Origin of the sequence: Flexistipes sp. (assembly GCF_036172515.1) — a bacterium.
Classification (GTDB): Bacteria; Chrysiogenota; Deferribacteres; order Deferribacterales; family Flexistipitaceae; genus Flexistipes.
In genome coordinates this window covers 131,826-149,886 of record NZ_JAXKVW010000002.1, presented here as the reverse complement: position 1 = coordinate 149,886, position 18,061 = coordinate 131,826, and the positions used below count along the sequence as shown (strand labels likewise).

Annotated in this window: 14 protein-coding genes; 6 read left to right on the top strand and 8 right to left on the bottom strand. The window is 38.2% G+C overall.

All coding sequences use genetic code 11. The annotated features are described in order from the left end of the window. The first annotated feature begins 217 nt into the window (after positions 1-217). Entirely contained in the window at positions 218-592 is a 375-nt protein-coding gene (locus UMU13_RS02390) for a DUF4870 family protein (protein WP_328216946.1), read from the top strand. Here the strand turns inward: UMU13_RS02390 and typA are convergent. Then, entirely contained in the window at positions 589-2,430 is a 1,842-nt protein-coding gene (typA, locus tag UMU13_RS02385; RefSeq protein WP_328216945.1) for a translational GTPase TypA, read from the bottom strand. The two genes, UMU13_RS02390 and typA, sit on opposite strands and share 4 nt — an antisense overlap. A gap of 229 nt (positions 2,431-2,659) precedes the next feature. Here typA and UMU13_RS02380 point away from each other — a divergent pair, with 229 nt between their 5' ends. Next, positions 2,660-4,111 carry a hypothetical protein gene (locus UMU13_RS02380; protein WP_328216944.1) on the top strand — a complete coding sequence of 484 codons (1,452 nt, stop codon included), beginning with the start codon at positions 2,660-2,662 and terminating at the stop codon, positions 4,109-4,111. A gap of 115 nt (positions 4,112-4,226) precedes the next feature. Here UMU13_RS02380 and ettA read toward each other — a convergent pair whose 3' ends face one another. Further along, positions 4,227-5,912, bottom strand: a complete 1,686-nt coding sequence (ettA, locus tag UMU13_RS02375) for an energy-dependent translational throttle protein EttA (RefSeq protein ID WP_328216943.1) — start codon at positions 5,910-5,912, stop codon at positions 4,227-4,229. 469 nt (positions 5,913-6,381) lie between these two features. On the opposite strand from ettA, the gene nagZ reads away from it, so the two are divergent. Next, positions 6,382-7,458 (top strand): beta-N-acetylhexosaminidase, encoded by a 1,077-nt coding sequence (gene nagZ, locus UMU13_RS02370; protein ID WP_328216942.1) that lies wholly within the window; start codon positions 6,382-6,384, stop codon positions 7,456-7,458. A 36-nt stretch (positions 7,459-7,494) separates the two neighbouring features. Here nagZ and UMU13_RS02365 read toward each other — a convergent pair whose 3' ends face one another. Then, a complete protein-coding gene (locus UMU13_RS02365) occupies positions 7,495-7,695 on the bottom strand; it encodes a cold-shock protein (RefSeq protein ID WP_328216941.1) in 201 nt (66 codons plus the stop codon). Between the two features lie 267 nt (positions 7,696-7,962). Between UMU13_RS02365 and UMU13_RS02360 the strand changes: the two genes are divergently transcribed. Further along, the gene (locus tag UMU13_RS02360; RefSeq protein ID WP_328216939.1) at positions 7,963-9,099 is read left to right on the top strand and encodes a THUMP domain-containing class I SAM-dependent RNA methyltransferase; all 1,137 of its coding nucleotides are present in this window, start codon (positions 7,963-7,965) and stop codon (positions 9,097-9,099) included. Between the two features lie 28 nt (positions 9,100-9,127). Here UMU13_RS02360 and UMU13_RS02355 read toward each other — a convergent pair whose 3' ends face one another. Further along, positions 9,128-10,339 carry a cation:proton antiporter gene (locus UMU13_RS02355; RefSeq protein ID WP_328216938.1) on the bottom strand — a complete coding sequence of 404 codons (1,212 nt, stop codon included), beginning with the start codon at positions 10,337-10,339 and terminating at the stop codon, positions 9,128-9,130. 236 nt (positions 10,340-10,575) lie between these two features. On the opposite strand from UMU13_RS02355, the gene trkA reads away from it, so the two are divergent. Then, positions 10,576-11,919 (top strand): Trk system potassium transporter TrkA, encoded by a 1,344-nt coding sequence (gene trkA / locus UMU13_RS02350; RefSeq protein ID WP_328216937.1) that lies wholly within the window; start codon positions 10,576-10,578, stop codon positions 11,917-11,919. A 4-nt stretch (positions 11,920-11,923) separates the two neighbouring features. Continuing rightward, positions 11,924-13,375 (top strand): TrkH family potassium uptake protein, encoded by a 1,452-nt coding sequence (locus UMU13_RS02345; RefSeq protein WP_328216936.1) that lies wholly within the window; start codon positions 11,924-11,926, stop codon positions 13,373-13,375. A gap of 3 nt (positions 13,376-13,378) precedes the next feature. Here UMU13_RS02345 and UMU13_RS02340 read toward each other — a convergent pair whose 3' ends face one another. The 4 genes from UMU13_RS02340 to UMU13_RS02325 form a co-directional block, all read right to left on the bottom strand. Further along, positions 13,379-14,788, bottom strand: coding sequence for a mannose-1-phosphate guanylyltransferase/mannose-6-phosphate isomerase (locus tag UMU13_RS02340; RefSeq protein ID WP_328216935.1), 1,410 nt, complete (start codon positions 14,786-14,788; stop codon positions 13,379-13,381). A gap of 26 nt (positions 14,789-14,814) precedes the next feature. Further along, entirely contained in the window at positions 14,815-15,810 is a 996-nt protein-coding gene (locus tag UMU13_RS02335; RefSeq protein ID WP_328216934.1) for an NAD(P)H-dependent glycerol-3-phosphate dehydrogenase, read from the bottom strand. A 329-nt stretch (positions 15,811-16,139) separates the two neighbouring features. Beyond that, the gene (locus UMU13_RS02330) at positions 16,140-16,604 is read right to left on the bottom strand and encodes a ferritin family protein (protein WP_328216933.1); all 465 of its coding nucleotides are present in this window, start codon (positions 16,602-16,604) and stop codon (positions 16,140-16,142) included. Between the two features lie 19 nt (positions 16,605-16,623). After that, positions 16,624-18,051 carry an NADH-quinone oxidoreductase subunit N gene (locus UMU13_RS02325; RefSeq protein WP_328216932.1) on the bottom strand — a complete coding sequence of 476 codons (1,428 nt, stop codon included), beginning with the start codon at positions 18,049-18,051 and terminating at the stop codon, positions 16,624-16,626. Positions 18,052-18,061: the final 10 nt, after the last annotated feature.

Genomic DNA, 18,061 nt, shown 5'->3' with positions numbered 1-18,061 from the left:
GAGCACTTAAGAATTTAAGTGCTCGATTTCGCATTGACCAAATTAAGTGCGAAGCTTTATTTAGTATTTTAAATTTAGATGCACGGTTTTAAGAGTTTTACATAAGTAGTACACATACACGAAACTCTCGGTGCAAAATGAAATTCAGTTTGTTGTTAAAATTTATTATCCGTGTTATTCTTATCAAAAAAAGCCATACAGATTTCCGGAGGGCAAAATGAGCGAAGTTGAAAGTATGGAAAAAACCGGTGATACTGAAAAGCTGCGCCGGTTGAAAACTGTTATTAACGTTGTTTATATACTTCAGGCTGTTTATTTTGTTTTCGGAATAACGTTGATCATTGCCGTTATTATCGATTATGTAAAACGCGGGGATGCAGAAAATACCTGGTTGGCATCACACATAAAATGGCAGATACGATCATTCTGGTATACATTATTATGGACAGTTCTCGGCGGGATCTTAATCCCGGTAGGTATAGGCTTTGTAATTTTGGCAGCAGCAAACATATGGTTAATATACCGTATCGTAAAGGGGTGGCTGAAGCTTATCGACAAAGAAGAGCTCTACCAGAAACCTGAGTTACATTAATTATTATTTAGCTTCCTCGATTTCAACGTCTGGCGTTTCTGAAAAGGGAGAAAAGACTTCCTTAATCTTATTGACTGCGGCGTCACCTCCACCATCTCATCCTCTGCAATAAAGTGTATAGCCTGCTCAAGTGTCAACGGAGACACAGGTTTTAGGAGAATATTGTCATCCTTGCCCGCAGCTCTGACATTAGTCAGTTTTTTCTCCTTGCAGGCGTTCACATCCAGATCACCTGCTTTATTGTATTCCCCAATTATCATACCTTCATAAATTTCCGTTCCGGGTGTTATAAAAAGTCTGCCTCTGGGTTCAAGATGAAAAAGGGCATAAGGTACAGCTTTGCCTCTCCTGTCGGCAACTATCGAACCAGTAAAACGTGTAGGAATGTCCCCTTTGAATTCCTCATAATCATGTAAATATGAGTTCAGAACCCCTGTCCCTTTTGTGTCTGATAAAAACTCGTCACGATAACCGATGAGTCCCCGGGAAGGAATATAAAACTCAATTCTGACGCGGCCGCTGCCCCTGTTTACCAAGTTAGACATTCTCGCTTTTCGCAGAGAGAGTTTCTCTGTAACAACACCCACAAAAGATTCATCACAATCCACAAAGAGATGTTCCACCGGCTCGAGAACTTTGCCGTTTGCATCTTTTTTTACTATAACTTCAGGTCTGCCCACTGAAAGCTCAAATCCTTCCCTTCTCATGGTTTCGATGAGAATTGCCAGTTGAAATTCTCCTCTCCCTTTCACAAGGAAGGCATCTTTGTCATCTGTTTCTTCAAGTCTTATCGCGACGTTTCTCAATGTCTCTTTATAAAGCCTTTCATAAATTTTGCTGGCCTGTACAATACTGCCTTCTTTACCTGCCATGGGAGATGTGTTGGCACTGAATTTCATGGAAACAGTCGGCTCGTCCACCTTGATTCTTTTCAGAGCTTTTGGAGCATCCTTTTTGCTTATCGTATCGCCAATTCTTATCTCATCGGCTCCTGATATTAAAACAATATCTCCCATTTCAGCACGGTTTACTTCTTTCAGCGACAATCCTTCATAGGCCTGCAGCTTACTTACTTTAAGTGGTTTTATTTCACCGCCCGCCCCGATACAGACAAGCTGTTCGTTATTATTAATAGTGCCGTTAAAAATTTTTCCTATGGCAAGTCTGCCAAGATAATCGGAATAACCAAGATCTGATACAAGAATCTGCAGGATCTCATCACTTTCATATTCAGCACCCGGCATCTCATCTACAATTTTATCCAGAAGAATACCCATATTACCATCTGGCTCATTCATTTCATTTTTAACAATACCATCCCTTCCCACAGCGTAAACAACCGGGAACTCTATCTGCTCATCATTTGCATCAAGATCGAAGAACAGTTCATATATTTCATCCAGAACTTCGTCCACCCTTGCATCTTTCCTGTCAATTTTATTTACCACCACCATCATCTTAAGTCCGGCAGTAAAAGCTTTTTGCAGCACAAACCTTGTCTGAGGTAAGGGGCCTTCAGACGCATCCACAAGCAGAATTGCTCCGTCAGCCATAGAGAGTGCACGTTCAACTTCTCCGCCGAAATCAGCGTGCCCCGGAGTGTCTATAATATTTATTTTAACATCGTCCCAAAACACGGAACAGTTCTTGGCGGCAATGGTGATCCCCCGCTCCTTTTCAAGATCCATATTATCCATAATTCTATCGTCCACATCCTGATTTTCCCTGAACAGTCCGCTGTGTTTAAACAGACTGTCAACCAGTGAAGTCTTACCATGATCAACATGTGCAATAATTGCAATATTTCTTATTTTCTCATTTACTTTACGTTTACTCATTCTACTTTTTACCTTCTTTATAATTTTTTGACCGATAGCTTATAACACCAACCTGCTTAAATAGCAAACAGAAGCTTTACCGTAAAATAGACAAGCACAACTTTAAGTCAATGTAAAAGATTTCTAAAATAAGTCCCTATCCAGCAAACTGTTGCATGATGTTGTAATATCTGAGAAAAATATTATATTGGAAGTATCTTTTAAAGCAGAACAATAATAAGGGGCATTGATGAATATAGAAGAGCTCATACGAATTCACGACAGAAACCAATTTGAGATAAAACTGGGTTACCTCATTAATCATAAAAAGAAAAAGACCGAATACGATATTAATCTGTATTTTTTTCTGCCGAATAATTTGGGGATAAACAGATATAACTATTCAAACAGTCAGTTTTTCGAAGATTTGTACGGATATGTAAGATTAATAACTCCTAAAAGCAGTCTGCCGGATTTAACTGAAAGAATAAAAAGTATAATTAACTCTATGAATTTAAAAAAAGATAATATTGATAAACACTTCGGATACATAAACTACGAACTCAAAATAACCATATGCTCATATCGGGCATATTTGAGAGATTTTGCTAAAAAAGTAAAAAAAAATCATTACAGCAATGAAAACATAAACAATTTAGTCAAAGAAATACAAGCTTTCAGGCATGAAATTAAGAAATTACCTGCCTTTACAGAAAACACAAACCAGCAGCCTTTAAAAGATTTGCTTATATTTACCGATGAATACAGCAGTCTGTTAACAGTAATGTATATATTCAGAATCTATGACTTTTTATCGAAAAATAAATCTGACATCAATGCCCAAATTCTAAACATGATCAACAATGAAATTGAGTACAGAAAACTCCGGGGAATGTCATACGCATCAGAAGACGACTCAAAAAATGAAGAATTAATTTACAAATATTCGGTATTCAAAAAATATTTTTATAACATACTCTTTCTTTTTCAAAAAAGAAGAGAGGATGCGGTGGAATTCAGGCATTTTCTTTATGCAATAGCAGCAGGTATAGCAATGATTTTTGCTACAACCGTGGCTTTTTTGTCTCAGAAAAAATACGGAAATTTCACTCTGTCCTTTTTCGTAGCCTTAGTAATCAGTTATATGTTTAAGGACAGGATAAAGGATTTGTTCAGGCAAATATTTGAAAACAAACTATTTTTCAGGAAAGTTTTTGATTTCAGAAATAAAATATACGACCCTGAACGTTACAATCTTTTTGGATTTTATAAAGAGCGGGTAAGATTTATTAATAAAAACCAAATCCCCGAAAAAATTCTCCAGACCCGACTGCAAAAGGCAGACAGCAGTCTTTCCACATGGTACACCGGCGAAGATATAATGAAATACGAGAAAAAGATAAAATTAAACAACAAAAAAATCTTAAAATCATTTAATGACAAAATAGAAGGTCTGAACGACATTATCCGATTTAATGTCAATCATTTTATCAGAAAGATGGATGACCCTTCAGTTACTCTGCACACTCTCGAAAAAGGCATGAAAAAGATTACAGCATCCAAAGTCTATCACGTCAATCTGGTAATCGAGTTCAAGTCCGATGAAGAACATTCTTCTTACAAAGTGCGTCTCATATTAACTAAAGACGGAATTAAAAGGATTGAAATACCCGGATACGATATTATTCTTACAAATTCGTGAGATTTAAGAAGGTTGCAAAATATACCCTTTCACGTTCTTTAAATATTTCAGGCGATTTGTTGTGTTGCAACTATTTCAACCCTTATTTTTACTACAATCCTTAACTAAGCACTAATTAACGTGTAAGATACCTGTACTTAACCCTTTTAGGCTGCAGTGCATCGTTTCCAAGACGTTTCTTTCTGTCCTCTTCATATTCCGAATAATTGCCTTCAAACCATGCGACACTGCTGTCCCCTTCAAAAGCAAGGATATGGGTGGCAATTCTGTCAAGAAACCACCTGTCGTGACTAATCACAATGGCGCACCCGGCAAAATTATCCAGAGCTTCTTCAAGCGCCCTCATAGTATTTACATCCAGATCGTTTGTCGGCTCATCCAATAAAAGAACATTTGCTCCTTCTTTTAGAACACATGCTAAGTGGACCCTGTTGCTTTCTCCCCCGGAAAGCATATTTGCTTTCTTTTGCTGGTCTGCTCCGGAGAAATTAAATTTTGCCACATATGCCCTGCTGTTGACTTCAACATTACCCAGATTCATGACATCGTTGCCTTCGGAAATAATTTCCCAAACGGTTTTGGAAGGCTCCAGTGTATCCCTTTCCTGGTCAACATATGCAAGTTTTACAGTGTCTCCGACTTTTATAGAGCCGCTGTCGGGTTCTTCCTTACCGGTAATCATTTTAAAAAGAGTGGTTTTACCTGCTCCGTTAGGACCGATTACGCCGACAATTCCCCCGGCTGGCATTTTAAAGCTCATCCCTTCAAAAATAATTCTGTCATCATAAACCTTGCTCACATCTTCAGCTTCGATAACAACATCACCAAGACGGGGGCCGGGAGGAATATATATCTGCATATCTTTCGATTTTACACTGCTGTCCTGAGTGAGAAGTTCATTATATGAATTGATTCTTGCCTTGGATTTGGACTGTCTTCCTTTTTTTGACATCCGAATCCATTCAAGTTCACGCTCCAGAGTCTTCCGCCTCTCACTTTCTTTCTTTTTGCTCTGGCGCAACTCTTCCTGTTTCTGTTCAAGCCAGGAGGAGTAATTTCCTTTCCAGGGCAAACCGTAACCGTTTTCCAGTTCCAGTATCCAGCCAGCCACATTGTCCAGAAAATACCTGTCGTGGGTAACTGCTATAACAGTACCGGGATACTGCTTTAAATGTTGTTCAAGCCATGCTACCGTTTCCGCATCCAGATGGTTAGTGGGCTCATCAAGGAGAAGAATGTCAGGTTTTTGCAAAAGGAGTCTGCATAACGCAACCCTTCTTTTTTCCCCGCCTGATATAACATCCACCGGAGTTTCCGGCGGAGGACACCTGAGAGCGTCCATAGCCATATCCAGCTTTGAATCTATATCCCAGCCGTCCAGCCTGTCCAGCTGTTCCTGCAGCTCACCCTGCCTTGTGATGAGGTCGTTCATCTCATCATCAGACATAGGTTCTGCAAATTTTTCACTTACTTCATTAAACTCATTTAACAAATCAACCACTTCCCCGGCTCCCTCACTGACAATTTCCTTCACTGTTTTGGATTTGTCCAGCTCCGGCTCCTGTTCAAGATAGCCTATTGAATAGCCGGGTGAAATGGAAACATCGCCTTCAAAATCATTATCGACCCCTGCCATAATTTTAAGAACAGTACTTTTGCCTGCACCGTTCAAACCGACTACGCCGATTTTAGCCCCATAAAAATACGACAGGGAAATATCTTTAATTACTTCCTTATTTTGATATCTTTTACTCACCCTGTTCATCGAATAAATAATCTTTTCCGGAGAATTATTGCTCATATTACTGCTCCTGTGTTTTGTTTTATCCAAGGCTAACGAATTAAAAAAGAATTTACAAGGGCTTATCTTTATTGATATCACCCCAAAAATTATATAAAAATATTGTTTTACATATACTTAGTTAACATGACACTGATTTCAATGTAATTTGCACAAATGAAGCAGCCGATGTCGAATGTGTTCCACATATTTACCAGCCTTTCGGCTGGTGCTAGAGAAACGTACTGCCGGTTAGCGGTCACACCCTGTGTTGGAATGCAAAGTGGATAACTATCTGCAAATAAAAACAATTATGAGAGGAGGGTGTAGGCGGTTAGCGGCAGTAGTTTCGAGTTTCGGCTGTGAAATGCGTGCAAATTACATTGAAAAATATTTGCACTGCGAAAAATGGGGTGACGTCAGCTTATCTTTACCGGATAAAAATATTAATCTATAATGCAGCTGAAAACAAAAAAGTCAGAGTGTGAATATGATACGATTACTTTTATTGCTGTTTTTTACCATTACTTCTAATGCCTCTGCAGTAACTCTTGAAGAAAAGATAGGCCAGATGATAATGATCGGTTTTAAAGGAACAGCGGTAAATAACGGATGGACAGAAACAGTTGCAGAACAGATAAAAGAAAAACGGGTGGGCGGTATTTTGCTTTTGAAAAGAAATATAACTTCCCCTTCCCAGATTAAACAGCTCACTTCCTATTTGCAGAATATTTCCTCAGAGACATTGTTTATTGCAGTCGACCAGGAAGGCGGCAATGTACAGCGACTTAGTAAAACAAACGGTTTCACTGATTACAAGACTGCGGAAGATACAGCCGATATGCTGACAACAAATAAAGCTTTAAAACAGTACAAAAAGATGGCTTCCCAGCTAAAAAAAACAGGGATTAATTTCAATCTGGCGCCGGTGGTTGATCTTAATATTAACGAAAACTCCCCCGCTATCGGAGCTTTGGAGCGCAGCTTCTCTAAAAACCCTCATACAGTGATAAAATATGCCCGAGCATTTATCACAGCCCATCACGAATTTAATATATTAACCACTTTAAAACATTTCCCGGGACACGGCAGTGCTCTTAAAGACAGTCATAAAGGTATTACTGACATAACAGAAACATGGTCGGAGAATGAGCTAAAACCTTTTAAGAGCCTCATAAAAGATAATTTGGCTGACAGCGTTATGGTAGGGCACCTGTTTAACAGGCACTTAGATAAAAGATATCCTGCAACCCTCTCACAGAAAATTATCGGCAATATTTTACGAAAACAGCTCGGCTTTGGCGGTGCAGTAATTTCTGACGATTTACAGATGAAAGCTCTGAGCAGATATTATTCCATGGAAGAGGTTGTCATAAAAGCAGTAAATGCCGGATGTGACATTCTGATATTTGCCAATTACTTTAATCCGGATAAATATCTTCCAAACAAAGTAATATCAATTTTGAAGCAGGCGGTTAAGAATAAAGTCGTAGATAAAGAAAATATTGAAAATTCCTACAGAAAAATCATGAAATTAAAAGAGAAAATAAAAAGCCCCGCCTTATAAAGACGGGGCTTTGTGCTTTTTTAGAATTAAATAGGTTTATACTTCCTGAACGTTTACAGCTGAAGCACCTTTTGGTGTTTTTTCAACTTCGAATTGAACCTTTTCGCCTTCACTAAGGCTTTTAAATCCGTCTTTTTGCACTGCGGTATAGTGAACAAACACATCATCACCATTTTCTTTTGTGATGAATCCAAATCCTTTTGCATCACTAAACCATTTGACTGTTCCTAATTCCATAACATAACCTCTCGTTCCCTTTCCGGGATATTTTATTTGAGTAGTGGAAGTTAATCGAAAACAAGAAACCGTATCCAGAAAGAATACAGCACGCTTCTAAATACTTCTGTACTACTTTGATGTGTATAATACACCATATTATACATTGTGCAAGACTTTTTTTCAGAAAATGTTTTTTTACTGAAAAACAACGTAGCGGCAGAGCAGTATAAATATTGACAATTTTTCCTGTAGACTATAACATCACCGTCTTTCCAAGGAGACATAATGTATCAATATCAGAAAACCAACAGATATTTTGCACAAACTGCCGAGGGGCTGGAAGAATTTTTTTCGGCAGAAGCAGAAAAACTTGGTGCAAAAGATATAGAGAAATCTTTCAAAGGCGTTTTTTTCACCTCCAGCCCTGAAACTCTATATAAAATCAATTACTATACACGAATAGCAACCAGGATTGTTGCACCTTTAATCAGTTTTGACTGCCACAGCACAAGATATCTCTACAATACTGTCAGAAAAATCGATTTCAGTGATTTCATGGATTTGCATGATACATTTGCCGTTTTTGCAAACGTTGCCGGCAGTATTATAAACCATTCCCAATATGCTGGTTTGTGTGTTAAGGATGCAATTGTCGATCAGTTCAGAAAAAAGTATGGCGAACGCCCCGACGTCAACCCCAAGACTCCTGATGTATGGTTTCATATACTAATCAACAACAATAAAGCTGTTCTCAGTCTGGAAACTTCAGGCGGCTCTCTTCACAGAAGAGGATACAGAAAAAATGCAGTAGAAGCGCCCATGATGGAAAATGTGGCAGCCGCTCTGATAGATATAAGCGGGTGGGATGGTGAAAAACCATTGATTGATCCTATGTGTGGCTCGGGTACAATCCTGGCTGAGGCGTTAATCAAGCACTGTAATATACCTGCAGGATATCTGAGAAAGCATTTCGGATTTATGCATATGCCCGATTTTGACAATAGTGTTTGGCAAAAAATAAAAAAGAATGCCAGTGAAAACATAAAACCTTTGGACAAAAATCTAATAAGCGGTTATGACATAGATGTAACGGCTGTCAAATTCACCCGGCAAAATCTTTCCGCTCTTCCCAATGGAGAAAATATAGAAATACAAAATTCCGATTTCAGAGACTTAAAACTTCAGAATAAAACAATAGTCACAAATCCGCCCTATGGAAAACGTATCGGTAAAAATTTGAGAATGGAAGATTTTGTCAAGCAGATGGGTGATTTCCTGAAACAAAACTGTAAAGGTTCGACAGCTTATATATATTTTGGCAGAAGGGAGCTGATAAAAAGTGTGGGGCTTAGAACGACACGCAAAATTCCATTAAGAAACGCCAACCTTGACGGTCGAGTCGCTGTTTACGAAATTTATTGATTAAATGTTATAAACACATTCAATTTGCTTAAATTTCACCTGCTTTTTTTAAGGCTGTCTTAGCACCAAAAGGACCTATAATTTCATTTAAAACAGTACTGCCCATAACTGTTGCCAGCAAAGTATCAGATATTACAGCAAACGCAGGATCCTGAGATATCATCAGTGCCAAACCGATAACGATACCTCCCTGAGGCAAAAGTCCGCCACCGATACATTTCCTCACTTCCTTCGGAGCACCGCCGAAGTACGCCCCTGTTCTTGCACCAAAATATTTACCCAATATTCTGAAAATCACAAAAATCCCGATAATAGGGGCTGCATTTGCTATTGCCGTTATGTCTATGTGTAAACCGGACAATAAGAAAAAAAACAAAATAATCAATTCTTCCGTATATCGCTCTATAATATTAAATATCTGCTCCTGCTGCTCGTTAAAATTAGTGGTATAAGCCCCAAAAGCCATCACAGCAAGAATTTCGTCCAGTCCGAGCATTGATGATAAGCCAAAAGTAAAGATTATAAACGCTGCCAGCAAAACTATCCACTGCCCTTCATTTCTTATATTTAAAAAATTACTTATTTTTCGCGTTAACCATCCGCACAGGAATCCAAACCCCAGGGCTCCCATAATCGTATAACAGGCTTTTAACAAGGAGATACTTATGCTGCTGCCGCTGTCTCCTGCCAATATAAAAGCTGCACTGGTTGACAAACTGAACAAAAAAACGCCCATTGCATCATCCAGTGCCGCCACTTCAATAATTGTATTTGAAACGTTACCCTTTGCACCGTATTCATGAATAATGGCAAAAGTTGCAGTGGGATCTGTGGGAGCTCCCATGGGGGCTAACAAAAGCGCAAGGATAAAGATCCACAGAAACTCAACTGTGAAAAGATCCGCAAAAATATAGCCTGCTGCAACAAGTACAGAAATAATTAATATATAGGTGGTTAAACTTTCAAAAAGTAATATATTGACAAGCTGTTTTTTATAATTTTTAAGTTTAGACCATTTAAGTGAGCCGCCCACTTCAAATATAATAAATCCCAGGCAGGTATCTATTAAAGGGCTTGTACTTCTTAATATATTTTCAGGGACAAATTCAAAAGTATACGGACTGAAAATCACGCCGGTGACAATATATCCTATGATTTTAGGAATTCCTGCTTTTTCCAAAAGCAGACCGGCAAAATAACCGATTATAATAAGTAGTCCAATAAAGAATAATTCATTCATAAACAGTCATTTACAAATAAAGCTGTTGATATTAAAAATCAATAGTAAAAAACTTGTTGAAATTTGGTTATAAAAGATATAATAATCTCCCTCTTCATAAAACCTGGCTTTTTTGCGCCAAGCTGTTAAGATATCTTATGAACTTAAGTTAACACCGGAGACAAAATAATTTGCAAAATCGGTGTATTAATATTAAATTATAAGATTCCATCAAATATTGTTTTTGAGAGTTAAAAATGAAAGTAATAGTAGTAGGAGCAGGCGAAGTCGGTTATCACCTTGCTGAGCAGCTGATAAAGGAAAACAAAGACGTTGTCCTGATAGACAAAAATATCAATAAAGTGAAATATGCCCAGACTCATCTTGACTGCATGGTAGTCAAAGGTGAAGGCACGGACATGGATCTTATCAGATCTCTTGATATAGAGAAGGATGATATTTTTATTGCAGTAACCGACTCAGATGAAGTCAACCTCATTACATGTTTTCTGGTCTCCAGTGAGCTTAAGCTTAAAACCAAGATAGCTCGTGTAAGACGTCTTGACTACTCACGAAGTAATCTTCTCCAGAATAATTATGTAGGTGTTGATTTTGTAGTAAATCCTGAACTGGAGGCAGCCCGTTCGATAGTAAATACTATTCAACAGGGCGTGACCGCAGGCACCACAACTTTTGAAAGCGGAAACCTGCAGCTTCGGGACCTTTTCATTCACAAGGATTCCATTCTAAACGGGGCAAGCGTAAAAGATATAAGACAAAAAATAAGCGAAGAATACCTGATTACCGGCATCCTGCGAAAAAATGATATCATCATTCCCAAAGGGGATACAAAAGTTTATGAAGGCGATCACCTTTTTGTTACCGGAGAAAGGGTCGGGGTGAACAGATTTCTCTCCAAATCCGGTGTAATATTTAAGCGGTTGAAGCACATTGTTATCGTAGGCGGGGGAAGAACTGGAAAATTTGTAGCCGAATATCTGGCTTCTATAGATAAAAATGTAAAGCTGATCGAAAAAGATTATAACAAATGCAAACAAATTGCAGAACAGATACCGGATATTACAGTTATACATGCAGATATATCTGACGAGAGTATTTTTGATGAAGAGGATCTCGGTTCTTTTGACCTGATGCTATCGGTTACCGATAATGAAGAACTTAATATTTTAACATCTGTTTATGCCAAAGAGAGTGGCATAAAAAAAACAATTTCGCTTGTAAGCAAAGTCAATTATCTGAATATGGCGGCAAAACTTGGCATAGACTCAACTATCAGCCCGAAAATCAGTTCGGCAAATGCTATTTTAAAACATATACGCAAAGGCAATATTAAGGGTGTCTACAGCCTTTTTGACGGTAAAGCCGAGATTATAGAATTTACAATCCAACCAAAAAGCAAACACAAAAATGTTCCCATAAAAAATCTCGCTTTACCTAAAAATTCTCTTATTGTTGCAATAAACAGAAACAATAAAAATATTATTCCTGACGGCAATTTCATTTTGGATGAAGGTGACAACTTGATTCTCTTCGCAAAGAAAAGTGCAATAGACAAAATCGAAGAATTTATATCAAAATAGGCTTATGAGATTTTCACTTGTATTCAAAACACTTAGTGTAATCTGGCTCATACTCGCTTTTTTTATGTTTTTGTGCAGTTTGACCTCTCTTTACTACAATGAAATCTCTGCGTTCAAGTCTTTTCAAATAACCATTATAATAATTGTTTCCATCTCCCTGTTATTTTTACTCCTAAACAAAAAGTCAAATCAAAAAATATTATCAACAAAAGGAAGCTTTCTACTTGTGAGCCTTGCATGGATCACAGCTTCTTTTTTCGGGGCTGTGCCTTTTTATTTAAGCGGTGATATTCCGCAGTTTACCAACGCTTTTTTTGAGACTGCTTCCGGATTCACAACAACAGGTGCTTCAATTTTAGGGGATATAGAAAGCTTGCCCAAATCACTTTTGATGTGGCGGTCTTTAACACAATGGCTCGGGGGAATGGGAATTGTTGTTCTGACTGTTGCAATTCTACCTCTGCTGGGTATCGGGGGGCTACAACTGATCAAAGCTGAAGCTCCAGGCCCATCTGTGGATAAAATTTCCTCCCGCATTACCACTACTGCTAAATATTTATGGCTTATATATTTATCACTGACAGTTGTACTTATTGTTTTGCTTGTATTTGGCGGCATGACTTTCTTTGATTCCGTTACCCATACATTTTCCACCCTGTCAACCGGCGGTTTCTCACCCAAACAGAACAGCATAGCCCACTACGGCTCACCTTTTATTCAGTATGTGATAGCCTTTTTTATGTTTCTTGCCAGTGCGAACTTTGCGCTTCATTTTAATTTAATTACAGGCAATTTTAAAAATATTTTTAATAATTCCGAAATAAAAGCTTTTATAATTATTATTCTCACTTCAACTGTGATCGTTACTTTGAATTTGTATTATAATTTTGAGTCAGGCGGAGAAGAATCTTTCAGACTTGCCATTTTTCAAGCTCTTAGTTTTATAACAACAACAGGCTTTGTCACTGATAATTACGAATCCTGGCCGTTTTTGTCCCAAATAATTCTGTTTTCACTTATGTTTGTTGGAGGTTGTTCAGGTTCAACCGCCGGTGGAATCAAAGTAGTTCGTATTTTGCTTCTTTTTAAGCAGTCCTTGAATGAAATGAAATTTTTATTGCATCCCCGCGGTATATTTACAATCAAATTAAACAAGATGCCTGTTAAAAAAGACATCGTTTATGCAGTATCGGGATTCTTTTTTCTTTATATAGCAACAAATATTATTGTAACAGTTATAGTTGCCTCTGGCGGTAACAGCCTTATGACCTCACTCACCGCCTCTCTTGCAACTATCGGCAACATAGGTCCCGCATTCGGCTCAGCCGGGCCTATGGACAATTATGCCGGTTTCAGCGGCTACATTAAATGGGTCTTAAGCTTTGCAATGATTGCCGGAAGGTTAGAGCTTTATTCATTTATAATAATCTTTACTCCGTACTTTTGGAAAAAATAATTATTATTCGTTCCTTTTAAAATCATCTTCGATTCTGACGATATCATCTTCACCGGTATACTCCCCCACCTGCGATTCAATTATGACCAATTCTATATTGCCGGGATTCTCCAACCTGTGCTCAGCTCCCATTTTAATAAATGTGGATTCGTTCTGCCTCAGCAGAAAAACTTCATCATCCAGAGTTACCTTCGCCGTTCCGCTCACAACCACCCAGTGTTCATTTCTGTGGAAATGCTTCTGAAGAGAGAGGCGTTTACCAGCTTTTACTGTAATCTTTTTAATTTTATACTGCGGACCCTCCTCAAGTATCGCATATGACCCCCATGGCCTTATGACCGTTTTGTGAATTTCTGCGAGTTCAGAACCTCTTTCCTTTAGCTGGTTAACAATCTCTTTAACCTTCTGGCTTTCCGACTTGTTGGCAATAAGCAGAGCATCATCTGTGTCCACCACCACGAGATTGTCCTCCCCTATTATCGCAATCTGCCTTTTATTGTTTATTATAAGGTTATTGCGGGCGTTTATCACCACCGGTTCCAAGGCTTTTTCAGTTTGAAGATTCAGTACTGCATTATTTACAATATCCCTTTCAGACAGATCAAACAATGACTTAAAACTTCCAACATCATTCCAGCCAAACTCTCCGTAGACTACCTTAACATTATCAGTCCGTTCCATAACTGCATAATCTATACTTTCAGCCGGAATACTCTGCATGTCTTTCTTTTTTATTTTAAACTGATTCTCTCCAATTATTGATCTGTTATTGTATGCATTTTCACTGGCTTCAAAAATATCTTTGGCGTGTTTAGCCATCGCTTTAAGAATAGTGCTGGATTTAAAACAGAACATTCCGCTGTTCCATAAATAATCTCCGCTTTTTAAGTATTTTTGGGCAGTCGCAGCATCAGGCTTTTCTTTGAATGCTCTGACATCTTCACCCTTTGCTTGTATATATCCGTATCCTGTTTCAGGATATGAAGGAGAAATTCCGAAAGTAACAAGATTTTCGTCCTCCGCAAGCTCCGCTGCCCGGGCAACAGCCTGCTCATATACATCGGGATCGGAGACTATGTGATCTGACGGGCAAACTAATACAGTTTCCTGAGGATCCATATCAAAACAGCTTAATGCAATTGCAGGCGCTGTGTTTCTCCCTTCCGATTCCAGAAAAAACCTGACTTTTTTATTTTTTAAAATATCAAGTTCTTCAAGTTGATCCACCGCAAGAAAATACTGGTTTTCACCGGAAATTATGAACAGCTCGTCACAGAGATGCATATTCCTTTTTACTGTTTTCTGAAAAAGCGATTCTCCATCAAAAATTTTAACAAACTGTTTTGGCAGATGTTTTCTGCTCAGAGGCCACAGCCGTGTCCCGCTTCCTCCACAAAGAATCAGATTAATCATATATAACCTCTCAAATATTATTTATGTTATTTTACACTTTCAGACTTAAGGTCTCTGCTCATTAAGTCCATCACTGATTGGTAAGGTTTTTTATTTTCATACAATATTTTATAAACCTCTTTTGTAATCGGCATATCAACTTTTATTCTATCTGATAAAAAATGTGCTGCTTTAGCAGTATATACACCTTCAGCCACCATCTTCATGTTTTCCGTTATTTCTGTTAAGCTCAAGCCTTCTGCAATCTTCAGCCCTACATTTCTATTCCTGCTTAAATCACCGGTGGCTGTTAGAACAAGATCACCCATGCCGCTCAGCCCCATAAACGTTTCATGTTTTGCCCCAAGTGAAAGCCCCAGGCGGGTTATCTCAGCCAAACCTCTGGTAATCAGACCAGCCCTCGCATTAAGCCCAAATCCCAATCCATCTGATATGCCGGTAGCTATAGCAATGACATTTTTGATTGCTCCACCGACTTCAACACCAATAACATCTTCAGAAGTATAAGCCCTGAAGAATGTGTTTGAGACCACCTTTTGCCAGTAAATTCTCTCCGTTTCTTCATTTGATGCTATACTGACTGCAGTCGGCTTTTTAGCGGCAACCTCTTTAGCAAAGGAGGGTCCTGACAAAATCGTAAGGTTACTGTTTAGCTCTTCATTCAAAATATCGTATATCAGCTCACCGGTACTTATTTCTATTCCCTTTGTTGCAATCATTACTGAGCTGTTTTCAAGTGCATGCAGTGCCATAGCTGCTACATCCCTGCTGAATTGCGTTGGTACAGCCCAAACAGCTCTGGGGACTTTACTCTCCTTAATTTTCTCCAAAGCCTCTGCCTTAATACTACTGTGCAGTTTGTGCCCCGCAAGGAACAGACCATTTTCATTATCTTTATTTATACCCTCAACAACCTCTTTTTCCTTAGCAAAAACAGTCACTTCGTATCCATTGCCGGCTATAAGATCAGCAAGAGCAGTTCCCCAGCTTCCACCACCGATTATACTGATACATTCACTCATAATTTCCTCCGGTGCCCATTTAGAATATAGAGACTTTTGAATATTTGGGATGTTGTCACCCTGAACTTGTTTCGGGTCTCATAACTTATTGATAATACGAGATGCTGAAATAAATTCAGCATGGCAAATAGAGTTATTCAAAAGTCTCATATATTAATTTATAATTTTTTTTGAGTTCAAAATCAATGTAAGATGCATTGTTGGACTTATATGAAATAATTTGTAAAAATTTTGATATACTTTGATACTGTTATATTAATATAAGTATTGGACATTGATTCTCACGATATTTTGGTAGATAATAAAAAAGCCGGCTTAAGCCGGCTTTTTTAATTCTCACTAAGTATTATATTGTCATAAATTTCTTGTATATTATTTCTGTGGCATGACTCTTCAACTGCCAGTTTTTGAAAAACTTCCTCGGCTTCTTCCCCTTTAAAGCGTTCAGCCATTTTTTCATAAAATATTCTGGAATTATCTTCATGTTTCATTGCAATTCTGAGAACATCCTGTACAGACAAATCCTCCGTAATGACCTCAGGAATTACTATTTTGGAAATACCCAGGTCAGTATAATAACATTTGGTATTCATCGTAAATTCATCGATTTTTCCGGTTTCAATAACTTTTTCAATAAATTCTTTGTGTTTGACCTCTTCCTCGGCAAGCTCTCTTATTATGGATTTTGCACCCAAGTCTGACACTATGTTTTCCAGCTTTTTGTAAAATTCATAAGCCAGAATCTCTTTCTCTTTAGCATCTTCAAGTGCTTTCTTAATCGTTATCTCAGCCATTATATCACACCCTTTTTTACTATATTACCATATTCTTTACTAAATTCACAAAGAATGTTGGGAAGACTCCTATAAGTATAACAAAAACAGTGGCAACAAAAGTGACAATGGCACCTGCTGGTTGTAAGTCAGCTTCAACCTCGTATTCAGGCTCTTTAAAATACATGAAGATTGTGACACGCATGTAGTAATAGCATGCTACAGCACTGTTCAGTACACCGACAATAGCCAGCCACACAAAATTGCTCTTTATCGCAGCGGCAAAAATATAAAATTTACCTATAAACCCAGCCAGAGGAGGAATGCCCGCAAGTGAAAACATAAATAACAGCATAGCCAGAGCCGTCAGAGGATTACTCTTAGACAGACCTGCAAAACTTTCCAGCCTTTCATCTTCAATAACGCCCTTATTCTTCATCTGAGCCAGAATTGTAAAAGCTCCTATATTCATGAAGCCGTATATAATCATATACAGTGCTATCGCCTGATATCCCAAATCATTTGCAGCCACAACACCTATAAGCATATAACCAGCATGAGAAATAGCTGAATAAGCAAGCATTCTTTTAACATTGTTCTGGGCTATAGCAACAAGGTTACCGTAAGTCATAGTCAGAACAGCTAATATACTGAAAAACAGCTGCCATGAAGCTGTAGCGGGCTCTAAAGCTACCCAGATAAATCTAATAAGAGCGCCGAAAGCTGCAGCCTTAGGTGCTACAGTCATAAATCCTGTAGCTGGTGTAGGTGCACCTGAGTAAACATCAGGAGCCCACATATGGAAAGGAACAGCCGAGATTTTGAATGCGAGACCGGCAAGCATCATTACCAAACCAAGTTTCAAGCTTAAGTGATCCAGACCGTTTGCTGATATCATCTGTGCAATTTCAGCATATTTTGTGCTGCCTGTGTATCCATATACATAGGATAGACCAAATAGAAATATAGCTGATGAAAATGCACCGATAATAAAGTATTTTATTCCGGATTCATTGGATTTCATATTCCATTTATTAAATCCGGCTATAATATACATTGAAAGAGCCATTGTCTCCATTCCAAGATAGAGTATGGTCAAATCAGTTGCACTGACCATAAACAGCATCCCTATGATACTAAGGAACATAATTATGTAATATTCACCTTTATTAATACCAAGTCTTTTCATATAGTCCACAGCACCTAAGGAACCAAGTATAAAAGCTATGCTGAATACTACAAAAAATGCATAAGCATAAGAATCCCAGACAAGCATTCCGTCAAAACCAACTACCTTGAATCCGCTGACCGGTATTGTTAATAATAGTGTTATCAATATAAAGGCTATTCCGAAATATGCTATGCCTGACTTTTTCTCATCACTTGCAACCAAATCTATAACCAGAAGGCCAATTGCAAAAAAAGTCATCAGAACTTCAGGCATAATCGCAATTATACTTTGACCCATTATCTCCTCC